At 62.6% G+C, this 20,026-nt stretch carries 27 protein-coding genes; 18 read left to right on the top strand and 9 right to left on the bottom strand.

Features of this window, described 5'->3' with window-relative positions; all coding sequences use genetic code 11:
• The coding region (locus QOL62_RS05320) for a DnaB-like helicase C-terminal domain-containing protein (RefSeq protein WP_283405466.1) at positions 1-1,297 on the top strand (1,297 nt) is incomplete at its 5' end.
• A 169-nt stretch (positions 1,298-1,466) separates the two neighbouring features.
• Here QOL62_RS05320 and QOL62_RS05315 read toward each other — a convergent pair.
• Positions 1,467-1,643: a Flp family type IVb pilin gene (locus QOL62_RS05315; RefSeq protein ID WP_283405465.1), complete on the bottom strand. Its 177-nt coding sequence runs from the start codon at positions 1,641-1,643 to the stop codon at positions 1,467-1,469.
• A gap of 175 nt (positions 1,644-1,818) precedes the next feature.
• Between QOL62_RS05315 and QOL62_RS05310 the strand changes: the two genes are divergently transcribed.
• The 3 genes from QOL62_RS05310 to QOL62_RS05300 all read left to right on the top strand — a co-directional run bounded on the left by QOL62_RS05310 (position 1,819) and on the right by QOL62_RS05300 (position 4,924).
• The gene (locus tag QOL62_RS05310) at positions 1,819-3,972 is read left to right on the top strand and encodes a DNA polymerase (RefSeq protein WP_283405464.1); all 2,154 of its coding nucleotides are present in this window, start codon (positions 1,819-1,821) and stop codon (positions 3,970-3,972) included.
• A 207-nt stretch (positions 3,973-4,179) separates the two neighbouring features.
• Positions 4,180-4,674, top strand: coding sequence for a hypothetical protein (locus tag QOL62_RS05305; RefSeq protein WP_283405463.1), 495 nt, complete (start codon positions 4,180-4,182; stop codon positions 4,672-4,674).
• Entirely contained in the window at positions 4,649-4,924 is a 276-nt protein-coding gene (locus QOL62_RS05300) for a hypothetical protein (RefSeq protein WP_283405462.1), read from the top strand. The genes QOL62_RS05305 and QOL62_RS05300 overlap by 26 nt, the downstream gene beginning before the upstream one ends.
• 13 nt (positions 4,925-4,937) lie before the next feature.
• Here QOL62_RS05300 and QOL62_RS05295 read toward each other — a convergent pair whose 3' ends face one another.
• A complete protein-coding gene (locus QOL62_RS05295) occupies positions 4,938-5,114 on the bottom strand; it encodes a hypothetical protein (protein WP_283405461.1) in 177 nt (58 codons plus the stop codon).
• Positions 5,115-5,284: 170 nt separating this feature from the next.
• Positions 5,285-5,653: a hypothetical protein gene (locus tag QOL62_RS05290; RefSeq protein ID WP_283405460.1), complete on the bottom strand. Its 369-nt coding sequence runs from the start codon at positions 5,651-5,653 to the stop codon at positions 5,285-5,287.
• Positions 5,654-5,982: 329 nt separating this feature from the next.
• Between QOL62_RS05290 and QOL62_RS05285 the strand changes: the two genes are divergently transcribed.
• The 9 genes from QOL62_RS05285 to QOL62_RS05245 all read left to right on the top strand — a co-directional run bounded on the left by QOL62_RS05285 (position 5,983) and on the right by QOL62_RS05245 (position 10,559).
• Positions 5,983-6,603: a hypothetical protein gene (locus QOL62_RS05285; RefSeq protein ID WP_283405459.1), complete on the top strand. Its 621-nt coding sequence runs from the start codon at positions 5,983-5,985 to the stop codon at positions 6,601-6,603.
• Positions 6,604-6,614: 11 nt separating this feature from the next.
• Positions 6,615-7,079: a hypothetical protein gene (locus tag QOL62_RS05280; protein WP_283405458.1), complete on the top strand. Its 465-nt coding sequence runs from the start codon at positions 6,615-6,617 to the stop codon at positions 7,077-7,079.
• A gap of 4 nt (positions 7,080-7,083) precedes the next feature.
• Positions 7,084-7,488: a hypothetical protein gene (locus QOL62_RS05275; protein WP_283405457.1), complete on the top strand. Its 405-nt coding sequence runs from the start codon at positions 7,084-7,086 to the stop codon at positions 7,486-7,488.
• Positions 7,489-7,490: 2 nt separating this feature from the next.
• The gene (locus tag QOL62_RS05270; RefSeq protein WP_283405456.1) at positions 7,491-7,694 is read left to right on the top strand and encodes a hypothetical protein; all 204 of its coding nucleotides are present in this window, start codon (positions 7,491-7,493) and stop codon (positions 7,692-7,694) included.
• Positions 7,691-8,008 (top strand): hypothetical protein, encoded by a 318-nt coding sequence (locus QOL62_RS05265; RefSeq protein WP_283405455.1) that lies wholly within the window; start codon positions 7,691-7,693, stop codon positions 8,006-8,008. Before QOL62_RS05270 ends, QOL62_RS05265 begins: the two co-directional genes overlap by 4 nt.
• 192 nt (positions 8,009-8,200) lie before the next feature.
• Positions 8,201-8,620 (top strand): NUDIX domain-containing protein, encoded by a 420-nt coding sequence (locus tag QOL62_RS05260; RefSeq protein WP_283405454.1) that lies wholly within the window; start codon positions 8,201-8,203, stop codon positions 8,618-8,620.
• Positions 8,621-8,635: 15 nt separating this feature from the next.
• Positions 8,636-9,427, top strand: coding sequence for a hypothetical protein (locus QOL62_RS05255; RefSeq protein WP_283405453.1), 792 nt, complete (start codon positions 8,636-8,638; stop codon positions 9,425-9,427).
• 215 nt (positions 9,428-9,642) lie between these two features.
• Positions 9,643-9,825, top strand: coding sequence for a hypothetical protein (locus QOL62_RS05250; protein ID WP_283405452.1), 183 nt, complete (start codon positions 9,643-9,645; stop codon positions 9,823-9,825).
• Positions 9,826-10,004: 179 nt separating this feature from the next.
• Positions 10,005-10,559, top strand: coding sequence for a hypothetical protein (locus QOL62_RS05245; protein ID WP_283405451.1), 555 nt, complete (start codon positions 10,005-10,007; stop codon positions 10,557-10,559).
• Positions 10,560-10,621: 62 nt separating this feature from the next.
• Here QOL62_RS05245 and QOL62_RS05240 read toward each other — a convergent pair whose 3' ends face one another.
• The 6 genes from QOL62_RS05240 to QOL62_RS05215 form a co-directional block, all read right to left on the bottom strand.
• Positions 10,622-10,825, bottom strand: a complete 204-nt coding sequence (locus QOL62_RS05240) for a hypothetical protein (protein WP_283405450.1) — start codon at positions 10,823-10,825, stop codon at positions 10,622-10,624.
• 164 nt (positions 10,826-10,989) lie between these two features.
• A complete protein-coding gene (locus QOL62_RS05235; protein ID WP_283405449.1) occupies positions 10,990-11,439 on the bottom strand; it encodes a hypothetical protein in 450 nt (149 codons plus the stop codon).
• 80 nt (positions 11,440-11,519) lie between these two features.
• Positions 11,520-11,846, bottom strand: a complete 327-nt coding sequence (locus tag QOL62_RS05230; protein ID WP_283405448.1) for a hypothetical protein — start codon at positions 11,844-11,846, stop codon at positions 11,520-11,522.
• The gene (locus QOL62_RS05225) at positions 11,843-12,040 is read right to left on the bottom strand and encodes a hypothetical protein (protein WP_283405447.1); all 198 of its coding nucleotides are present in this window, start codon (positions 12,038-12,040) and stop codon (positions 11,843-11,845) included. Before QOL62_RS05225 ends, QOL62_RS05230 begins: the two co-directional genes overlap by 4 nt.
• The gene (locus QOL62_RS05220) at positions 12,037-12,669 is read right to left on the bottom strand and encodes a hypothetical protein (RefSeq protein WP_283405446.1); all 633 of its coding nucleotides are present in this window, start codon (positions 12,667-12,669) and stop codon (positions 12,037-12,039) included. The genes QOL62_RS05225 and QOL62_RS05220 overlap by 4 nt, the downstream gene beginning before the upstream one ends.
• Positions 12,670-12,694: 25 nt before the next feature.
• Positions 12,695-13,396: a hypothetical protein gene (locus tag QOL62_RS05215; RefSeq protein WP_283405445.1), complete on the bottom strand. Its 702-nt coding sequence runs from the start codon at positions 13,394-13,396 to the stop codon at positions 12,695-12,697.
• 1,186 nt (positions 13,397-14,582) lie between these two features.
• Between QOL62_RS05215 and QOL62_RS05210 the strand changes: the two genes are divergently transcribed.
• From QOL62_RS05210 to QOL62_RS05190, 5 genes are read left to right on the top strand one after another with little or no spacing between them, the layout of a single operon-like run.
• Entirely contained in the window at positions 14,583-15,356 is a 774-nt protein-coding gene (locus QOL62_RS05210) for a hypothetical protein (protein WP_283405444.1), read from the top strand.
• Position 15,357: 1 nt separating this feature from the next.
• Positions 15,358-16,980, top strand: a complete 1,623-nt coding sequence (locus tag QOL62_RS05205) for a hypothetical protein (protein ID WP_283405443.1) — start codon at positions 15,358-15,360, stop codon at positions 16,978-16,980.
• On the top strand, positions 16,980-17,993 hold the full coding sequence (locus QOL62_RS05200; RefSeq protein ID WP_283405442.1) for a hypothetical protein: 1,014 nt from the start codon (positions 16,980-16,982) through the stop codon (positions 17,991-17,993). Before QOL62_RS05205 ends, QOL62_RS05200 begins: the two co-directional genes overlap by 1 nt.
• 30 nt (positions 17,994-18,023) lie before the next feature.
• A complete protein-coding gene (locus QOL62_RS05195) occupies positions 18,024-19,175 on the top strand; it encodes a tail fiber domain-containing protein (protein WP_283405441.1) in 1,152 nt (383 codons plus the stop codon).
• On the top strand, positions 19,175-20,023 hold the full coding sequence (locus QOL62_RS05190) for a hypothetical protein (protein ID WP_283405440.1): 849 nt from the start codon (positions 19,175-19,177) through the stop codon (positions 20,021-20,023). Before QOL62_RS05195 ends, QOL62_RS05190 begins: the two co-directional genes overlap by 1 nt.
• Positions 20,024-20,026 lie beyond the last annotated feature (3 nt).

The raw sequence follows: 20,026 nt of genomic DNA, 5'->3' as shown, positions 1-20,026 counted from the left end.
GGCCTCGGGCTACGCCCTCCGCCCTCCGCCGACACCCCAACACCCGATTCTCATCCTGATTGACGCTGCGCTCTCATCCTGTTTGTCGCGCGGCACCACAGGGGCGAAAGGCGTCGAGGATGTCTTGCGGCATCACTACCAGTGGATCGACCGCTTCGATAAGGTCACCCTCATCTTCGACGGTGACGAGACGGGCCGAGAGTGGGCGCAACGCGCTGCCGCTCTCCTTCCGCCTGGTAAGGGTTACATCGGCGAGATCATCGGCCACAAGGACGCCCGCAGCGCCCTGATGGCTGGCGATGGCCGTGCGATCCAGTCGGCCTTCTTCAACGCCGAGAAGTTCGTCCCTCAGGGCATCTTCCGGGTTAAGGACCTGATCGCCGAGGCCCGCAGGCCTGTGGAGCGTGGCATCCCCTGGTGCCTCCCCGGTCTAACGAAGATCACCTTCGGGCGCCGCTATGGCGAGCTGTACACTCTCGGCGCAGGCAACTCGATCGGTAAGACTGACCTGACGACGCAGTGCATCTCATATGATGCCCTGTCGCTCGGCATCATGACGGCTGTCATTTACCTGGAGCAGCCCCCAGTCGAGACCCTGAAGCGCCTTGCGGGTAAGATCGCAGGCCGCCCCTTCCACATCCCCGTGGAGGACCTCCCGGAGGACGAGCGCTACAGCCAGCAGGAGCTGGACGAGGCGTTAGACCGGCTGGAGGCATCGCCGAACCTCATCTTCGCAGGCAACTTCGAGAGCACGGCCTGGGACGACGTCGAGAAGAAGATCAGATACCTGGTCATCTCCGAGGGCGTGAAGATCGTCTACCTCGACAACATGACGGCCCTGGTCGACGAGACCAACGAACGTGCGTCTGTCGAGGGCATCATCAAGAAGATGGCGCTTCTCTGCCAAGAGCTGAACATCATCATCATGCTGCTCTGCCACCTCGCCACCCCGGACGGGAAGCCGCACGAGGAGGGCGGGCAGGTGAGCCTCCGGCATTTCAAGGGCTCCCGAGCAATGGGCGCCTTTCCGCACTACGCGTTCGGCCTGGAGCGAAACACACAGCATGAGGTGCCCGAGTACCGCAATTACTCGATCCTGCGCTGCGTCAAGGACCGTTACACGGGCCGATATAACGGCGCGACCATCTCTCTCCACTACGACGTCGCCAGCGGACAGCTGGTCGAGCGAGACCTTCCCGATGACTACTATGGCGACCGGGAAGAGGGCAGTGGAGGACACCGTCGAGGCGACATCCCCCCATGGGAGCCCGACGTAGGCGGCCCTCTGGAGCTTTAGGCGAACGAAAAGCGGCGAGAAGAGAGACCTTCTCGCCGCTTCGGGTACACCACGGGGGATATGAGACCTGCCCCCGTCGCGTTTAGACGACTGGCCGGGACTGCAATCCTGCCAGCCGCCATAAGTGCGGTTGTACGGGAGCAAACCTCCCCAACAACCCAGGCCGGATTTACGACGCGGCGGGCGTCTTCATCGCGGTAGTGGTCTTGTCAAAGGTCGAGCGCAGCTCGCCGCCGAGACCCTGCATGGCTGCAATGGCAGCAACAGCGATAAGAGCAGCGATCAGGCCGTACTCAATGGCGGTGGCGCCCTTTTCGTCACGGCGCAGCTTTTTGATGAACCTCATTGTATGCTCCAGTCTCGATCTTGATGCCGAGCCTGTGTTGTACCCCAGCGCCTCGGTCACTGTCTTTCTGACTGATTCGGCTTAAAAAATAGTAAAAGCATCATTCACCTAGAACCCGCGCGTATCGCCGACTGAAGCGCCGCTGGGCCTGCCCGAATACTTGAGTACCCTTAAAATGAGTTCCCCATACGCGGGGAGGCAGTTGGTCTTCGACTTGGAGACTAACGGCCTTCTCGACACCGTCACACGCGTTCACTGCGCGGTGGCAATCGACGTCGATACGGAAGAGGTCTTCGACTTCAAGCCGCATGAAATCGGCAAGTTCCTGGAGCTGTACACGACCCCAGGCATCGTCTGGATCGGCCACAACATCATCGGCTACGACTTCCAGGTCATCGAGAAAATCTACGGCATCAAGCCGCCTCCAGTCCACCTCACGATCGACACCGTCAACCTCGCTCGCCTGGTCTTCAGTGACCAGAAGAACACCGACGTCAAAGTCGCGTCGAAGTGGAAGAAACACCTGGCAGCCAAGGCCAAGTGGGACACCCAGGAGAAGTACCGCATCGAGCGGGCCGAGGCAGACGGCATCCCTACCCCTGTAGCCGCCCCATACCCCGGAAAGGTCCCAAAGGAGTTCCCCGGCTGGATGTGCGGCCTGCACACCCTTGAGAGCTGGGGCTATCGCCTCGGGACTGAGCGGAAAGGCGACTACGCCAAGGAGATGAAGGCCAAGGGCCTCGATCCGTGGGCCGAATGGAACCCGGACATGCACGCGTACATGATCCAGGACGGCAGGCTCAATCTGCTCCTCTACAAGCACCTGATGGCCGAGAGGCCCACCCCGCAATCGGTCCTCTTGGAAATGCGCGTGCAGACGCTGTGCGCCCGAATGGAGCGCAACGGATGGCCGTTCAACGAAGCGGCGGCCCAGGAGCTTTACCTGGACCTCTGCGCCGAGAGGGACGCTCTCTCAACATCCCTGCGTGGCCTGTTCCCGCCGTGGACGATCCAGCTCCCCGACTTCATCCCTAAGCGCAACAACAAGACCAAGGGGTACGTCGCTGGCGTCCCTGTGGAGCGCTTCGAGACGATCGAGTTCAACCCGGCTTCGCGTGATCACATCGCCGATAGGCTCAAGGCCAAGTACGGCTGGGAGCCTGAGGACTACACCGAGAGCGGAAAGCCGAAGATCGACGACGACGTCCTCACGGCCCTCCCGTACCCGGAGGCCAAGGCGCTCGCCCGCTACTTCATGATCCAGAAGCGGATAGGGCAGCTGGGCGAGGGCAAGAAGGCCTGGCTCAAGCTGGTCCGCAACGGCAAAATCCACGGGCGCTACAACACCAACGGCACCGTATCGGGCCGAGCGTCCCACCTGGACCCTAATGTCGGTCAGGTGCCTGCCACAGGCGTCGAGTTTGGCCGAGAATGCCGCTCCCTGTTCACCGTGCCCAAGGGCTGGGATCAGACCGGCGCCGACCAATCGGGCCTTGAGCTTCGCTGCCTGGGCTCCTTCATGGCGGCTTTCGACGGCGGGGCGTACATCCAGACGGTCCTCTTTGGGGACGTACACTGGGAGAACGCCAAGGCTCTCTTCGGCCTACCCATGGATACCGAAAGGTACGCGGGCAAGGACGAGAACGGCCACGACATCGAAATCCCCGAGCACGAGGCGTTCCGCAAGGTCGCCAAGACCTTCATTTACGCCTTCCTCTACGGCTCCGGCGATATGAACCTCGGCTATCTGGCAGGCGTCTCCGAGGAGGAGGCTAAGGCCTGGCAGGCTGACCCCGCGCACCTCGCGGCCTACCTAGCGATGCGTAAGGAGTTGTTCCGCCGCGCCGATCGCAACTTCGAGGCACGTCCCACGAAGCAACAGCTGCGTTGGGCCTACAAGGGCCAGTTGCTGCGCGATCGCTTCCTGAAGCAGTTCCCGGCTCTCTCGAAGCTCATCAAGTACGTCAAAGACGCGAGCAAGAAGGGATGGCTCAAGGGCCTCGACGGACGCGTCCTTCCGGTGCGTTCGTCCCATGCGGCCCTCAACGTCCTGCTCCAGTCCGCTGGTGCGGTCATCTGCAAGCAATGGATCGCTGACGCCGACGACGCCCTCCAGGCGGCTGGCTTCAAGCATGGCTGGGACGGCGACTACGTGTTCCTCGGATGGATACACGACGAAATCCAGATCGCCTCCCGAGGGGGCATCAAGGAGCAGATCGCCGAGATCGTTGTCCGATGTGCCCAGAAGGCAGGCGACCCTTTCCCACAATGGAGGTGCCAGCTCGATGGCGAAGCCAAACACGGCCACAGCTGGGCCGATTGCCACTGAAGAATACGAGCGGCTTCTCCCCGTCCTGAGACGGGCGTGGGAGAGCCCTTTTACTACCCGATCCGACTTTGCCCGAAGGTTTATCGAAGACGTCGCTGTCGCGGCGTGCCTCGGGCTTCTCACTGTCAAACACAACAACACCCTCAACGAATGGGGCAGGACCTGGCGCATTACTGCAGCCGGGCTGTCTCTATTGGAGAAAACCCCATGAATGCTGTCTCCGTTTCCCTGAATACCCTCGCTAGTGTTGCCACCGCTGGCGAGGCACTTGCCGTCGCTCTGGAAGCTCTGGGCGCAAATGCCCAGTCCGTCGACCAGTTCAATCTCCCGCTGAACGGCGAGGATATGGCCTGCGAAGCATTCATGATTGAGCGCGACGAGCTGCAGGACGAAATCGCACGGCTCCAGGCCGAGGTCGGAGGCCTCCGCACTCAGCTGTCGCAAGAGCTGAAGGGCGAGAGCGTCTACCGTGAAGGCCTTCGCAGCGAAATCGAGCGCCTGCATGGCGAGATCAGCACGGCCAACGAGGTGTTCAAGAACATCACCTCCTTCGCAAGCGAGCTGCAGCACAGCCTCAACCAGGTCGGCATCTCTTACGTGGCCGATGAGGCCACCGGATTGCCGTTGATCCGCATCGACACCGTGCGGCTGGCAGCGGGCATCCAGGGCATCGCCAATGGCGCCGCTCCGCTCGATCTTTAAGGCCCTCAGTGGCCTAAAGCCGCTGGCGCCGCTCAAGCACATGCTGACGCACAAGGACGGGGAAACATACGTCCCCGCCCGCGTCTACTGGTGCCTTGCGGCCCTGGCGCAAGTCTTCCTGACGGCTTGGGCAGTGATCGCTCATCAGCAGGAGTTCTCGTCGACGGACTTCGGCACCGGCATGGGCCTCGTGCTCACGGCAGGCGGCCTTGGCGTCTGGATCACACGCAAGACCGAACGCGACGAATGATGTTCTGACCGGATTACGAGCGGCGCTTGATCCAACCCGCCACTTCTGCGCCTATCCAAACAATCGCAAATGCGAGAGCGCCGCTTAACGTCCGTACCACGCCCCAAAACGGCTCTTCTAAATCTTTCAACGCTTTCAGAATTTGAAGCCGTTCGGAGGTCGAGAGCTTAGGATCGGACAGCATTTCCATCAAGCTGTCCTGTGCCGGTGATGCTGCTAGGTACCTGGTCGCAAGCGCACTTACGATGGCGCCCGCAATAGCGCTGGCCAACGGCACTACGCCATATAGGAATAAACGCTCGCGTTTAGATGCTTCCACTCGGGCCTCCAATCTTTCTGCACAGTATGGTCGAAAAGACTTCAAGCCAAATCCCCGGCTGCGTTATCCCCATGCGTGAAGCGCAGACCAGTAGTGCGCGATTGAACCCTTCGAGCGCAACGAATGGCGGCAACGGCCCTGAAGTTACCTAAGACTTCGGGGCCATTTTTCGGTCCTCTGAGTTCCCCCACGAGCAGGTTGATCCGGTTCCGTGCTGCATTCGTGTTCTGCGTCCGGCCAATCTCGTTGTCGCCGAAAAGTGCCTTCCAGAACCAGACGAGCGTGGTCCTCTCGACCCCGTAGTCTCGCAGGAAACGCATGGCTTCGGCCACGTCATCGCCCGCGCCCAGGCGCACATGCGACTGATCGGCAGCCTCTTCCACCACGCGTAGGGCTTTTTCCAGGTCCATGGCTCCCCTTAGCGCAAGGAGAACAATCATGGAACATCCTAATGAGCGTCGAACATGACAGCCTGGGGCTCGCCTGAAGAGGTCGAGCGCCGCAATCGCATCCGACTGTCCGCTTGGGCCTTCGCCTACGAGATCGAGGATGACCCGATCGCCTCAGACGAGGCTTTCGATGCGCTCGCCAAAACCATCAACCCAACGGCCACCACCGGCCACCCCCAGCTCGACGCATTCTTCGCGACCGAGTTCTCCCCCGACACCGGCATGTGGGTGCGGCGCCACCCAGACGCGGTCGGCCTGCGCCTCGTGTGCCAACGCATGAGAGGCAAACCATGGACGAAATCGAGACGATCTGTGCCAACAGCTACCGCAACTTCCACACGCGGGGCTTCGACTACCTGTGCCTCTCGCGCACGCCGGAGTTAACCCGGAAGGTCTACTTCTTCGAGGGCGACCTCCACGACCTTCCCGAGCTGGTGATCCCCCATGACCACCGCTACCCCTTCGTCACGACCGTTCTGTCCGGTGCCGTCGCTAATCGTATCTACGTCGGACTACCGAATGGTCCGCATCCGAGCGTCCGTTCCCAGTGGGAGGACCAGACCGAGGTCTTCGATCATTTCGAGTACCGCACGCCTCTAAACGGGGGCGACGGCTTCACCTGGGCAGGCGAACGCCGCCTGTGGGGCCCTGAGGCCTCACGGACCCGCACCCGAGGCGAGCACTGGCGCTCCTCCGAGACCGACATCCACACGCTCGACATCCGTTGCGAGGGGACGGTCATCCTCCTGGAGCAGCTCTCGGACGTGTTGCCCGAAGGCATCCCGACAAACGCGTACCGCCGTGTCGGCGACCGCACACCCCCATCCCTCGACGGGCTCTACGACCGGATGACCCCGGACCACGCCCGCATCCGCATCAACCAATTTCTCGACCTTGTCGGGAACCGCTGAAAGTACCCCGCATGACCGCCTACCGCTACAATCGCCCCACCACCGCGTTTCTCGCCCTCACGTTTCCCGTCTGGGCGACAGCAACAGCTGCCTTCTACGGTCTCAAGGAAGCCTGGAAGGAGCGCCACTACATCGCCCGCGAGCTGAAGGACGCGCTCGCCTATTCGTTCGAGCCCGTCACCGAAGCCTGGGGCGGCCTGAAGGCCTGGGTGGCCGACAAGGTCGAAACCTCCAAGCTCTACGCCATGATCGGCTGGGACCGCATCAAGGCCGTCTATCGGGCCCAAATCGAACAGCGTCTTATCGCGCTTCTGGTCCTCTTCCTGGCGTTCCCGTTCGCCCTGGCGGCTTGGGCCGTCCTTAGCGTTATCTCGGCAATCGAAGACCGTTCCTTCTACCCCATCGTGCGGGCAGGCAAGGAGGTCCGCTGGTTCCTGGAGGACTTCGTCGACGTCATGAAAACTGGCGAAGCCTGACCCTATGGGCTCGCCGGTAACCACCCGCGCCCTGGGCTTCCTTTCGGGAGGCCTGGGGCTCGCCCTTATCGGGTCTTCCATCTTCGGATACGTCCAGACCGAGCGCCTGTCGGCTGCCCGCGAGACCATCCAGGCCCGAGAGGCGACGATCGCCACACACAAGGCAGCCGTCGTCGATCGCGATGTCCTGATAGCGAAGCAGAATGACGCCGTTCGCCAGCTGCAGGCCAAGTCCGAAGAGGACCGCGCCGCGTACCTGGAGCGCCTGGCCGCCGCCGATAAGCGGGCCGAGGTCTACAAGGGGCAGGCCAAGAGCCTCCTCACGGCCACTACCGAGGCCACCGATGAGCTGGGGCGCTGCCGCGCTGCCGTCCAGCTGATCCACGACACCCTTTCCGAGGAGAATTGACCATGGGCATGTTCCCAGAACGCAAGCTCACGACCATTCGCCCGCCGCTCGGAGCGAAGCAGACCTTCAGCGTCCGCTATCGTGGCGGCAAGAAGCCGTTCGACGCTCTCGAAGACGCACGGGCCTTTGCGAAGGCAGAGCGCTCCAACGAGGGTGGCTGGGCGGAAATCACGCAGGTTATCGAGAAGGTGATCGACCCACGATGACCTACCCGCACCTCCCGCCGCGTTCGTTCCAGCAGGCGGCCTTGATCGTCTGGCTGGCGCTCGCGCTGGCTTTGGTGGCCGCGCTGGCCGGATGCGGTCCCAAGTTCTCGACACCGCCACCAGTGGTCGAAGTCCTGACGCCTATCTCCGAGCCTTGCGAGGTGGCCCAGGTCGACAATTCGACCCTCCCGTCTGCCCATCGCCCAGCGACCGGCGACATATTTGAGGACGTGAAGACGATCCTGGCAGACCGTGCGACCCTGAGGGCCGACCGCGAGAAGCTCCAGGCCGCCAACAGCGATCCCTGTCCTTGAGGTAAAGATGGCCGCCGTAGAGCCGCACAAGATCATGAGCGGCTTAGGCCGTCTCTATACCGCTATACGCGCCGAGCGCCGCCGCCGAGCCCTGGGCAAGTTCCAGTCGGTCAATGACGCGATCAGGCTCCAACAGCTCCAGCGTGAGGCCACGAAGCTGCGCCTCCAGCTCCCTCCACTGAGGCTAGTCTCATGAAATATCAGAACCCCACGCCCGTTGCGGTCCAGATGCAAGCCGCCTGGACCCCTGACCATGAGCGGGGCCTGATCGTGATCAAACGTCCTGATACCGGAGGATGGGCTTTCCCGGCAGGCTACGTCGAGACCGACCTGGATGACAGCGCCGAAAGCGCCGCAGCCCGAGAGTTCGCCGAGGAGACTGGGTGGAGGCTCGCCCCTGGCGCCCTTTTCCATTCCACGATCATCCCCAGCGGACACATCCTCCTCTTTGTGCGCTCCACCAACAACTTCCAGCTCAACCGCCGCATGATCGACGCATGGCGCCCCACATCCGAGGCGTTGGAGCTTAGGGTCGCCTTGTCCCCCGAGGACCTGTGCTTCCCGGCCCACGCCGAGGCCATGCGCCTCTGGTTCGATAATCGGCACTGGTAAGCCCGAAAGCACCGAATGACCCGACAGCTCCTAATCGACGCTGACTTCACGCTCTTCATGGCCTGCGCCGCCGTCGAGCGGGAGAGCAGGTTCCCCAACGAAAACGACGACATCGTCCATGTTGTCCACTCCGATCGCGCCGAGGCCCGCGCCAACTTCGAGCGCATGGTCAAGGGCTACGTCCGAGACCTTCGCGCCGACGAGGCCGTGCTGGTCTTCTCTGGCCCGAACAACTTCCGCAAGGAGGTCTGGGACGGCTACAAGGCCAACCGCAAGGCCACCCGAAAGCCCCTGTGCTACTGGGATGTGATCGCCGACGTCCGCGAGGCTGGCGACTTCCGCGTGGTCTCTGAAGACTGCCTGGAGGGCGACGACTACATCGGCATCCTGGCGACCCGGCCCAGCTCAGTGGAACGCATCATCGTGTCCGACGACAAGGACATGCAGACGCTGCCCAACGTCAAGCTCTGGCGCATGGGGCAGATCATCGAGACTGACGACGCCAGCGCCGAGGAGTTCTGGCTCTACCAGACCCTGATGGGCGACACGACGGACGGCTACAAGGTATGCCCTGGGATCTTCCCTGTGGCCGCGAAGAAGGTCCTGGAGAAGCCTGGCGATCCCTGGACCAATGTCGTGGAGGCCTACCGGGCCGCCTACGCCAAGGACAAGGACCCAACTAAGGCCAAATGGCTAGACCGATCCCCCGAAGAGCTGGCGCTCCTGAACGCCCGCCTGGCGCGTATCCTCCGATCCGGCGACTGGGACCGGAGGGCTAAGAGGCCGATCCTGTGGACGCCCGAGTAACGGCCCTTCGCCTGGAGAGCCAGGCCCGCCGCCTGAGGGAACATGCCGAGGCAATTTTTCTCACAAAGGTATTTCCTACAGACATCGAAACGAGCATAGGAAAAATCCTATGTTCCACTTCTGTTCTCACCCCGCTAGACATCATCGACGACGCGACCGCTTTCGAGGCTGACGCCCGCAAGCTCCGCGCTCTGTACGCCTGAAGGAATGCAAATATGCCCCAGCCTGACATCATGACCATCGAAGAACCGAACTTCGACACCCTCGAAATCGTCGAGATCGACGAGCACCTCACGCTCCTCCAGGTGGCCGAAGACGGCGAGAGCAACTCTCTCGTGATCGGGCCGGAGCAGCAGACCGCGCTCTTGAAGCTCCTCCTGGAACGCCAGGGGGACTGATGAACGCCTTCGCAGTACCATCGGGCCGCACTGTCGGCCCTGGGCTGTCCTGTTGGACCTGCGCATGGTCAAGGTCCCTGACGAGCGATGCCGCCCCCTGGCCGTTGGCCTGTGTGGGCTGTGGGCCCTCGCGGCTGAACCACACGGCGCAGCGGGATATTTTCAAGGAACCCGAGGCAGTGCCTCCCATTGACACCAACGCGGCCCAAGCGGCCCGCAAGCCCAAGCTCCTAATCATCGGCTACGGTCGACACGGAAAGGACACGGTCGCCGAGCTTCTGGCCGAACGCCATGGCTTCACGTTCGCGTCATCCAGCTACTTCGCCGCCGAAAGCGTCGTGCGTCCGGCTCTCGCCGCCTGTGGGGTGACCTACGGCAGCCTGGAGGAATGCTACGCCGACCGCGTGAACCACCGCGCCTTCTGGTATGAGGCCATCTCGACCTACAACGGAGGGGGCCGGAGCCGTCTTGCCGAGGCCATCCTGGTCGACCACGACATCTACGTAGGGATGCGCTCGAATGCCGAATACCTTGCATCGCGTGACCTGTTCGACCTGGTTGTCTGGGTCGATGCCTCTGGCCGAGGTCTGCCTCCCGAGGACATCAAATCCATGGACATCGCCTACGATCCCCGGACGATGAACCGGATCGACAACGGAGGGTCCTTGGAGGACCTGATCAAGAACGTGGACGACTTCGCCCGTTCGCTGACCTGGGCCTATCCCCAGGCATAACAAAAACCCCCAAGGTGCCCATCGGCGCCAGGGGGGTTTCTTTTCGTCTCGGATGTGGAGCGCTAGGCTACCAGACGGGGCCTTCCGTAGGCCTGTGCCCTTAGGCGTAGCGATTTGCCGGTAAGGTCTCCCAGCTCTGGGTAGAGCAAGTGGAGTATCTGTGCCACGGCCTCTTCGTCCAGGATGACGCATTGCGCCTCTTCGTCTTCGGGCTTTTGATAGACTGCAATTACGCGATCACACAGGCGTTCTACTTCGACTTTCATACGGCTCTATCCGTTCTACGGTGGCAGCTTCCCTCATCCTGCGACCTGTTGTTGCGACGTGTTCTGATTACTGCCGATCATTTCGCAGCAATATGCCCCGGCCTTTAGTTAAGCCGAGGCATGTTGTCGAGTGTGTTTATTGGCCGATTGCAGACACTTACTGGTTAGCCAAAAGTTAGCCCGCCTTCGACCATGCCCTCGATCAGATAGGGGACGAAGCGGGGCTCCACTATGAGGCCGTCCCCGAACCACCGAGCGCCTGCCTCGACGTTGTCGTTGATCCAGGCCCTGGCGACCTCGGAGCGCGGACGGAAGAGCGTGATCGACCCGTGATCCTCAACACTGACGTCCTTCTCCGCTTCCTCATGGGCCTGTACTTGCTGCGCCTGGAAGCGCTTTGCGATGTCGGCAGCCCAGCGACGGGCGCCCTCGGCCTTCATCTCCTCCAAGCCCCCCATTGCCAGCGCTCGGTAGCTGTCGAGGCCGAAGAGGTCATAGGATGCGCTGCCGCTCATGCGCACCACGAGGTACTCGCCGAGTTGCCAGCTATCGGCCACCAGGGGCGAAGCGTGGCTTATAGCGGTCCATGCGGAGGTGAGGGTCTTTGCGTCCATGGTGGATATTCCTTTCAGATGGGATTATTGCCGATTGTGGATATCATAGGCGCACTCGTGGCGCCGAGAGGTACCTGAGGTTAGACGGAGGGCTCCAAGCCTTCCCAAGCGGCCCGCAGGCGCTCCTGGAGCTTCCTGGTATCGTGGGCCTTGGAGTGCCGGAGCGGCACGTACTGGTGGATGTGACCGTGGGCGAGCATGAGGAGCTGACGAAGCTCTTGGTCGGTGAGGCGCTGGGGAGCTTCCGGCTCCTTGCGAGAACCAGGGCAGGGCGCCCTCAGGGCTTCCCCGTGGTAGGTCGCATCTCTCCTGCAGTGCTGGCAGATCGGGTCCGTGATGAGCGTCCCTTCGTCGAGCACATGATGGCTCTGGTGGACCTGGGCGGGCGTGATGGTCGGATAGGTCACTTGGAGAGGTCCTGAGCGACGGCGCCCGTGAGTGCCCCGAGGAGGACACCGAAGAGGCCAATGGAGATAAAGGCGCAGCCTGTGATGGGCCGGTCGATGGCGTAGGAGAGGCCCGAGGTGGCACCCACGGCGAGCACGAGGCCCACCAGGATGCCCGACAGGATCGAGTGCAGGAGACGCTGCCTCTTGGTCATGCCCCCGCCCCCGTCAGTGCCTGGAGGAGCGCCAGGGCCTTCTCGTTGCCTACGCCGTCGATCCGATCGAAAGAGACGGAGCCCGAGGCAGACAGGCGGCCCGAGACGTAGAGGCCACTGACGTTGAGCCGGAGGGTCGCGTCGAGCTTGGTCTTGTCTTCGGGCACTTCCACCCGGAGGCCTGGCACCTGATAGGCGAGTGCATCGGCGAATGCCTGGAGCTGATCGCGCTTCTGGGTCTGGCTCTCGAAGCGGCCATGCAGCTGGGCGAGTGGCACGTTGGCCTCGTCAACTACACGGCGCTTGAGGTCTGCCGCGAGCTTCTCGATGCCCTTCGCCGTGTCTGCCGAGGCCTTGGGGAACTTGGGGCGGCTGTAGACGTCGAGCTGGCGCTCTAGGTGAGGGCAGCAGGCGAAGACTTCGATCTTCCCGAGCTTGCGATGGTCCGACCGGATGACGACCGTTAGGCCGCTGTCGAAGATCACACGCCCGAGGCCATAGCGCCCAGGCTCGCATTCGCCGACTGCGGCGCCCCAGGCCTTCGCCAGGGCATCTGCGACCTTCGCCGCGTCGAGGTACTCTTCCGTCTTACCGAAGACCGAAAGCGAGGAGATGAAGGGATTGGTCATGATGGCTTGCTCCTGGTCCGGTTGATTAGTTGGAAGGCTTGAGGCGGCGCAGGGCGGCCTTGGCGTTAGAGACCAGACGCTCGCGCTCGAAGCTTTCGTGCGCCTCGCGAGCCAGAATGCGAATGAGCGCTGCCTCTGGGTTATCGTCAGTGGCCTGTTCGGGGGCTTGTGCCTGGCAAATGAGCCGTGAGGACGAGCGGAGCACTTCGTCGGCCTTGAGGCGGCGCAGGAGTTCTTCAGGAGTGATGCCGAGATGTTCTGCCCAAAGACCGGCGAAAGGAGCCGTTAGGGTCGAGATGCACGCATCAGCGCCATCCGGGTCGCATCCTGCAATCTTCAGGTCGGCCTCTGGTTCGTTCTCGGCTGCTTCACTTCCGCCCAGGGAGATGGTGGCGGCAGCCTCCTCCTGGTCGAAGTCCCGATCGGCCTGCTCGATGCGGGCCTTGAAGCGCCCCAGCAGCTCCTTGCGGAGGGCTGCCAAATGCTGAAGGAGGATGACCTTCCCACGGGAGGACCGCAGTTCAACCTCGTAGCGCTGCTCGCCACCTTCGGACCACGGCAGGTAATGCGTGAGTTGGCAGAGGAAGCGATAGGACTTACCGTTTTCCAGCGTAACGACACCTGCGTCCCGAACACTGTCCCAGCTCGGACCAGATGCACGATCCGCAGGCTGACGTATTGGGAGAGCGTGGTCGAAGGCGATGGAAGCGATGGTCGACTTGGTCATGGCGTCAGTCCTTGTGCTGGCCTGCGGATCGGCGAGTGTTGCCGTCTGTGGACTAATGTTTGGACGCGAGATTGCCGAACGTCAACCCTCCACAATCGGTAAGTGAGAAGTTTTTTCGCTTTTCATTCGACTACGCGTGTAGTCGATGGTCCGCTGTAGACGCGGCGTGAGCCGTGGCCGATCGCTGCCGAGAGCAGGCGTGAGCTGCGCATGGAGACGTGAGCTGCCGTGAGCTGCCGTGAGCTGTCCTGAGGCGACCTGCGAGCGCGTCGAAAGCCTCGGCCCTTGTCGGCGTGACGGGAGGGCCGTGAGGCGGCTGTAGGAGGCTGTGGGCAGCTTTCGAGGCTGAAGTCCCTCGCTCATCGACTACACGCGTAGTCAGAAATCCCGGCAGCGTCACAGGCTCAGGCCGAACGGCGTCGAGGGCTGGGCGAGAGACCGGACATCTGGCGGCCAATGGCGGAAGTCTGCGGCCTTCAACGATGTGGGGGAGGCAAATGTGGGGGAACGCGGGGGTGAGGTCCAATGCCCAGGCCAATGTCGCCGAGAGCCAGCGTGAGGGATCGAGGGGCAGGCCGAAGGGAGCGGGAGGGCTCGGGCCGGTCTGCGGTGTGGTGCCTAAGCCATTGGAATATCTATGGAATGTGGAATGCAGCTCACGGGTCCCCTGGGCCGCCTCGGACGGTACCGCTGGGATTTTGGCCAATGCAAATCGAAAATCGGCGCTTCGCTCAGCCCTTGCTGTCGATACTCGGACCCTGACGCACACACACGGTTTTCTGCGGGTTTTGGAGGACACACTACCCGATTATTTTTTGGGCCCCTCCAGCCGCCTTTTGGCTCCATCCGGCAGCCTCCAGCCCCCGTTTGCCCCCGGTTGCACCTATATATAGCGCCAGGTTCGGAGGGGACTAAAGCCACGGTTTTCTGCGGGTTTTGCATTAGTGCCGATCTATGCACAACATTCCACAGCCGGCAACTTCCGGGGGACTATAGGGGGCTTATGCTCCCCGAAGGCCCCCCGAATGGAAAGTGAGTATGGTCCTCCACAAAAGGAAACCCAAAAGGCCCCTTAAGGGTACCTTTAGGCTACCTTAAGGCCCCTTTCGCCTGCCTTACGTGTGAGTGTCCTCACCAATTGATGTCCCCCTCTGATGGGGACCTTATAGACCTAAAAGACCCCCTTATGGCCCTTGAGACTGCTCCGTTCATCAACGGGCTTAATCCCGCGAACCCTTCCGGCTCCGACCGCCTCCATCAAGGCGACGATCATATCCGCATGATCAAGCAGGCGCTGAAGTCCACCTTCCCGAACCTTACAGGCCCGATCACCCTCAACCAGGACCAGATCAACGGCGCGGCCAATCAGGTGCCTACAGGCCTCATCAGCATGTGGTTCGGGGCCGCCTCGACTATCCCTACTGGATGGGCGCTATGCGACGGCTCCGAGCATAACCGCGTGGACGGCACTGGCACCATCAAGACGCCGAAGATGACCAACATCCTCCCGATCGGCGCAGGCTCCCTTGTGGACCTTGGAGAGGCGACGGGCTCTGTCGACTACCAGGTGACCACGGGCGCCGCAGGCAAGCACACGCACACTGTAGCCGGGGGCGCACATACCCATGAGGGTCAAGTCGGCTCTCATGCGCTGACGATCGACCAGATACCGGCCCATAAGCATGGCAACGGTGTAGTCGATAAGAACGACAACCTATTCAACCACGGTGGCCTGGCTGCAAACCCTACGAAGGGCGACAGCATCGACGGTAACTCCTCAGGCGGTACTCGCGAGGGCTACACGACGACTGAAGGTAAGGGGCAGGCCCACAGCCACAGCCTCTCGATCAGCGAAAGCGGCCACAGCCACACCGTCTCCGAGGGAGGCGAGCATACCCATTCCGTGGCGCTCCGCATCCTTCCGCCCGTCCTGGGCGTGCATTTTATCATGAAGCTCTGACATGACCACATTCCCGGTGCGACGGCTCGGCTCTACGGGCCTCGTCCCGGACGTCTTCCCGCCCGACCTTGAGAACGTCTCGGCCCTTAGCGGCGGGGTAAACGTCCGGTTTGCAAATGGCCGCGTTTCGCGTGGCCCAGTCTACCGATCGGTGGCTGATCTTCCCCATGAACCCGGCCACCTCCTGGCGATCCCCATGACCTCTGTCGGGTACGAGGAGGTTGTCTCCGTTTCCCACGACTACGGGCAATTCTTGCGCCTCAATGGGCAAGCCTTCGAGGACCTTACGCCTCCCGGCCACTTGGGTGGCGACAGCACCCAAACGGTGACCTCCAGCTTCCTGGGCGGCGTGGCTTACGTCAATCGCGAGAGCCATGCGCCCATGTGCAAGAGGTCCTCGGACAACACGTTCATTCAGCTCCCCGGCTGGCCTGAGGCCGACCGCTGCGTGGCCCTTCGACCCTATCGAGACCAGATGGTCGCCTTGGGCGTCACGAAGGCGGGCGCCTACATCCCCACGATGGTGCGCTGGTCTGACTTCGCCTACTTCGGCGAGGCTCCGGCATCCTGGGACCCGACCGACACCACCAAGTCGGCGGGCGAGAACATGCTGAACGAGATGATGCACCCGCTTGTCGACGGCCTGACGCTGCGCGACAACTTCATCCTCTATTGCACCTCCTCCACCTGGATGATGAGCTACGTTGGCGGGAACGACATATACGTCTTCCGCAAGCTCTTCGACGACCGTGGCATGATCAACGCCAACTGCGCGGTCCAGGTCGGCGGGATGCATTACGTCTTCGACCGAAACGACATTTACGTCCACGATGGCGCCTCCGATCGCTCCATCTGTGACGGCAGGACCAAGGACTTCATCTTCCGGTCCCTCAATTTCGCCAAGGCCAACCTCTGCTTCGTCCAGCACGACGCCAAGCTCTCCGAGGTCCGCTTCTCCTACGTGGCCGATGATCCCTATTCCGGCTTTCGCGGCGCCACGACGGGATGCAACCGGCAGGCGGTCTATAACTACTCCAACGACACCTGGACCTTCTACGACGTCCCCAACATCGTGTCCTGCACGCGGGCAGCCTTGCTGTCCGGCAGCGACTGGGAGGACGATCAGGCTACCTCATGGTCTGACGCTGGCGGTCTCTGGATGACCACCGAGGGCGACGAGGATCAGCACGCGCTGCTCGCGGCCCGCTCCGATCCCACCCTTGGGCTTTCTCAGGCCCGCATCTACGGCCAAGAGCTGATTAACGGCGGGCGCCTGAAGCTCGACATTGCCCCGGAGACCATCCGGCCCGCGATGGTCGAGCGCACGGGCATCGACCTGGACGCCTACGGCAAACGCCTGACGCAGCACGTCAACGTGCAGGCCATCTGGCCCCAGCTCAGGCTCGACAGGTGGCAGGACTGCTCATTCCAGTTCGGCGCCGCGAATGTCGTGTCCTCCGAGCCCGAATGGGGTCCCGAGTTCCAGATCGACCCTACGTCTGAGACCCGGATCGACCTCAACGAGGCGGGCAAATACGTCTCCTGGCGCTTCCATTGTCGCGGCCAGCAAGACTTCGACCTTCACTCTTTCGACATTCAACTTCTGGTCCGTGGGAGACGCTAATGGGCCGAGCAGCCGCAACTCGCTATCAGCGGGCCATCCGCCCCGTCGATCCTAACAGCTTCCCCCGCTTTCTTGAGGCCGAGCTGGACAAGCTCCAGTCCGTCTCTGGCGCCACTGACGACCGCCTGAAGGCCCTTGAGGCTGGAGGAGGCCCAGGAAGCCCCGGAAAGTCGGCCTACGACGTCGCTGTGGACAACGGCTACGTCGGGACGGAAGGTGAGTGGATCGCCTCTCTGCGCGGCCCCCAGGGGCCACAGGGACCGAATGGTCTTCAAGGCGCCCCCGGACCCGAGGGGCCGCAAGGGCCTCAAGGGCCGCAAGGCCCCCAGGGCCCCGAGGGTCCAGCTGGTCCCCAAGGCCCACAAGGCGAGCCAGGTACGGGCGGCGGCGGCTCCTCTCGGAAAATGCCGGTCCTCGTGCAGCCGCCCGCGACCCTCCGAAACGATGGGAACATCGCGCTCTCCACGCCGCCGACCCCAGGTAGCCTCCTGGTCCTGGTGACAGGCGGGTTTTTCGGCAGCCTTGGCTCCTACAGGCCCCAAGGTTTCATCCGGGCCGCTGCCTGGAAAAGCAACGACAATAACGGCGTCATGTTCTGGATACGGCGTGCGGTGGCTGGCGACAGCGGAAGCTACGATATGTCGGCCTCCGACAACCAAGGCGCTGTCCTTTATGAGTACGCGGACGCCTCCGGCCTTTTTCCCGTGAATGGGGGAGGCGCAGCCGAGGACGGTCATCTGTTCTCGTTCTATGCTCCACCCGAGCCCTTCGACGGAAAGGCTGTGGGAATGATCGTGCTCACGCATGACACCACTCCCGGCCTCTATTTCTATCCGCGCCCCGGCCTGACCCAAGACTACATGACGCCTCCAAGCGACAGCCTTAACCATCCAAGCGTCTTTGGCCGCATTACACCCGAGGCGGTCGGGGCCATTACCGGCGAGACTACGGGCGGCGGGCTGAACAACTCAGCTTTCGGCATGGCCTACTTGGTAGGCGCTCCGGCAGCCTGACCTTCCTCTCGAAATCTTCAGGAAATCCCCATGGGCCTCTTCAGTGGCTCCAAGACTACCACCACCAACGAGAGCTTCGACAGCGGCCCGAGCAGCTACCAGAAGCCTTACCTAGACACTGCCTTCCAAGGCGCAACCGACGCCTACAACGCATCCAAGGGCACCCCCTGGTACTCCGGCGACCTCTACGCGGGTATGTCCGACGAGGCCAAGAAGGCCCTCCAGGCGATGACCAACTTCGCGTCTGGCACCGGCATGAACGCCGCGAACCAGATGTCGTCGATCGGCTCCAACCTGGCCAGATACGCTACCCAAGCGGGCGGCATGATCGACAAATACATCTCGGGCTCATCCACCGACGCGATCACTTCCGCTGCCCGCAGGTACGCAGACAGCCCGTACCTCCAGGACCAGATTGACGCCGCTGCAGGCGACGTTCGGCGGAACCTGACGGAGAACATCCTCCCTTCGGTCGACCGCTCGGCAAGCGCAGGCGGCAACATCAACTCATCGCGTGCCGGTATCGCATCGGGCATCGCCCAGCGAGGCGCAGCCGAGGAAATCGCCCAGATCGGCGCGAACCTCCGCAGCAAGGCATACAGTGAAGGTCTCGGCCTGGCGAAGGACGAAGCTGCCGCGAGCCTCAACGCCGCGAACGCCTACGGCCAGCTCGGCCAGCAGGGCATCGACGCCCTCTCGGCGGGCACGCAGGCGGGCTATGGTGCCTTCGACCGGATCAACGCGGCCAACGCCCTGGATCAGCAGGACCGACAGGGCCAGCTCGACGCCGACCTCGCCAGCTGGGAAGGCAACGACAATCGCGCCTTCGATCAGCTCTCCAAGTACATGAATATCGTCGGCTCCAACCAATGGGGACAGAGCGGCACCTCGTCGAGCAAGACGAAGGAGAAGTCCTCGGGCTCCATCTTGGGCCAGGTCCTCGGCGCCGCTTCGACAGCCGCAGGGGTAGCAAAGTCCTTCTCCGACCGCCGCCTCAAGACCAACATCCGCAAGGTCGGAGAGCTGGCTGACGGCCTGGGCATCTACACCTGGTCCTACATCTGGGAGCCGGATGACACCGTGAACTTCGGCGTCATGGCCGATGAGGTCCAGAGCATCCGACCGCACGCCCTCGGCGAGCCCATCAACGGCTTCCTTACCGTCAACTACGAGAAACTCTAATGCTCAACACGCAACGCAGGGGGCTGCCCAAGCCTCCCCCGTGGGCCGTTGGACGCACCGCCGAACCCGGCGAGCTGACGGGCGCAGGCATCCCTTGGGCAGACCTCATGCAGACGCTGCCGGATCAGAGCGGCGCCCCCGAAACCGACCAGGAAGAGGTTCTCGGCGGCCCCAGCCTTCCATCAGCGCCGCCCAGTGCCAAGCGGAGAGGCCCATTCTCGAAAGAGAACCTCGGCCAGACGCTCCTCGACATCGGTGCAGGATTCCTGAGCGGCCACAACTTCTCGGACGGCCTCGGCGCAGCCGGAAAGGCACTCTCAGGCCGCATGGACGACCTCAGGGCCCAGGAGAAGGCCGAGCGGCCCTCGATCGCCTACGGCGGGCCGGATGATCGCTTCGAAATCACCACGACGTCGGACGGCCAGCGGGTCATCCGCGAGGTGCCAGAGTTCGCAAAGGTCCTGGACGCGAAGGCCGCCGCCGAACGTGCCCCCAAGACCAAGGACGTCATCGACCAGAGGGCGCGGGCCATCTACTCGATCGGGCAGTTGCCCGAGAGCGAGCGGGCGGCAGCTTACGCCACCCTGATGGAACACCCGGAGATGTTCGGAGGCGTCGACGTGACAGGGATGCCTCCTGGCTACGATCCCACCTACGCGACGGTCATGGGCAACATGGGGACCACGGTCGGTCAAGCAATTACCAATGACCGCGCCGAACGGGCCCTCCAGGTCCGCACGGAGCAGGGCGCCGAGCGTCTGCGCCAAGGCCAACAGCGCATCGACAAACCGCCAGCCTCTCGGCGGGCACCACAAACCAGGCCTCCGGCTGGCTTCATCTGGCAGTAAACT

The organism is Novosphingobium panipatense, assembly GCF_900182875.1.
Classification (GTDB): domain Bacteria; phylum Pseudomonadota; class Alphaproteobacteria; order Sphingomonadales; family Sphingomonadaceae; genus Novosphingobium; species Novosphingobium panipatense.
Note: the sequence above shows the minus strand (reverse complement) of the source record. Positions and strands in the feature narration are given on the sequence as shown.

What these genes read in the sequence shown, in the direction of transcription:
- QOL62_RS05315 (WP_283405465.1), bottom strand. Translation starts at nt 1,643, where the DNA reads ATGAGGTTCATCAAAAAGCTGCGCCGTGACGAAAAGGGCGCCACCGCC.
- QOL62_RS05310 (WP_283405464.1), top strand. Translation starts at nt 1,819, where the DNA reads ATGAGTTCCCCATACGCGGGGAGGCAGTTGGTCTTCGACTTGGAGACT.
- QOL62_RS05305 (WP_283405463.1), top strand. Translation starts at nt 4,180, where the DNA reads ATGAATGCTGTCTCCGTTTCCCTGAATACCCTCGCTAGTGTTGCCACC.
- QOL62_RS05300 (WP_283405462.1), top strand. Translation starts at nt 4,649, where the DNA reads ATGGCGCCGCTCCGCTCGATCTTTAAGGCCCTCAGTGGCCTAAAGCCG.
- QOL62_RS05295 (WP_283405461.1), bottom strand. Translation starts at nt 5,114, where the DNA reads ATGGAAATGCTGTCCGATCCTAAGCTCTCGACCTCCGAACGGCTTCAA.
- QOL62_RS05290 (WP_283405460.1), bottom strand. Translation starts at nt 5,653, where the DNA reads ATGGACCTGGAAAAAGCCCTACGCGTGGTGGAAGAGGCTGCCGATCAG.
- QOL62_RS05285 (WP_283405459.1), top strand. Translation starts at nt 5,983, where the DNA reads ATGGACGAAATCGAGACGATCTGTGCCAACAGCTACCGCAACTTCCAC.
- QOL62_RS05280 (WP_283405458.1), top strand. Translation starts at nt 6,615, where the DNA reads ATGACCGCCTACCGCTACAATCGCCCCACCACCGCGTTTCTCGCCCTC.
- QOL62_RS05275 (WP_283405457.1), top strand. Translation starts at nt 7,084, where the DNA reads ATGGGCTCGCCGGTAACCACCCGCGCCCTGGGCTTCCTTTCGGGAGGC.
- QOL62_RS05270 (WP_283405456.1), top strand. Translation starts at nt 7,491, where the DNA reads ATGGGCATGTTCCCAGAACGCAAGCTCACGACCATTCGCCCGCCGCTC.
- QOL62_RS05265 (WP_283405455.1), top strand. Translation starts at nt 7,691, where the DNA reads ATGACCTACCCGCACCTCCCGCCGCGTTCGTTCCAGCAGGCGGCCTTG.
- QOL62_RS05260 (WP_283405454.1), top strand. Translation starts at nt 8,201, where the DNA reads ATGAAATATCAGAACCCCACGCCCGTTGCGGTCCAGATGCAAGCCGCC.
- QOL62_RS05255 (WP_283405453.1), top strand. Translation starts at nt 8,636, where the DNA reads ATGACCCGACAGCTCCTAATCGACGCTGACTTCACGCTCTTCATGGCC.
- QOL62_RS05250 (WP_283405452.1), top strand. Translation starts at nt 9,643, where the DNA reads ATGCCCCAGCCTGACATCATGACCATCGAAGAACCGAACTTCGACACC.
- QOL62_RS05240 (WP_283405450.1), bottom strand. Translation starts at nt 10,825, where the DNA reads ATGAAAGTCGAAGTAGAACGCCTGTGTGATCGCGTAATTGCAGTCTAT.
- QOL62_RS05235 (WP_283405449.1), bottom strand. Translation starts at nt 11,439, where the DNA reads ATGGACGCAAAGACCCTCACCTCCGCATGGACCGCTATAAGCCACGCT.
- QOL62_RS05225 (WP_283405447.1), bottom strand. Translation starts at nt 12,040, where the DNA reads ATGACCAAGAGGCAGCGTCTCCTGCACTCGATCCTGTCGGGCATCCTG.
- QOL62_RS05220 (WP_283405446.1), bottom strand. Translation starts at nt 12,669, where the DNA reads ATGACCAATCCCTTCATCTCCTCGCTTTCGGTCTTCGGTAAGACGGAA.
- QOL62_RS05215 (WP_283405445.1), bottom strand. Translation starts at nt 13,396, where the DNA reads ATGACCAAGTCGACCATCGCTTCCATCGCCTTCGACCACGCTCTCCCA.
- QOL62_RS05210 (WP_283405444.1), top strand. Translation starts at nt 14,583, where the DNA reads ATGGCCCTTGAGACTGCTCCGTTCATCAACGGGCTTAATCCCGCGAAC.
- QOL62_RS05205 (WP_283405443.1), top strand. Translation starts at nt 15,358, where the DNA reads ATGACCACATTCCCGGTGCGACGGCTCGGCTCTACGGGCCTCGTCCCG.
- QOL62_RS05200 (WP_283405442.1), top strand. Translation starts at nt 16,980, where the DNA reads ATGGGCCGAGCAGCCGCAACTCGCTATCAGCGGGCCATCCGCCCCGTC.
- QOL62_RS05195 (WP_283405441.1), top strand. Translation starts at nt 18,024, where the DNA reads ATGGGCCTCTTCAGTGGCTCCAAGACTACCACCACCAACGAGAGCTTC.
- QOL62_RS05190 (WP_283405440.1), top strand. Translation starts at nt 19,175, where the DNA reads ATGCTCAACACGCAACGCAGGGGGCTGCCCAAGCCTCCCCCGTGGGCC.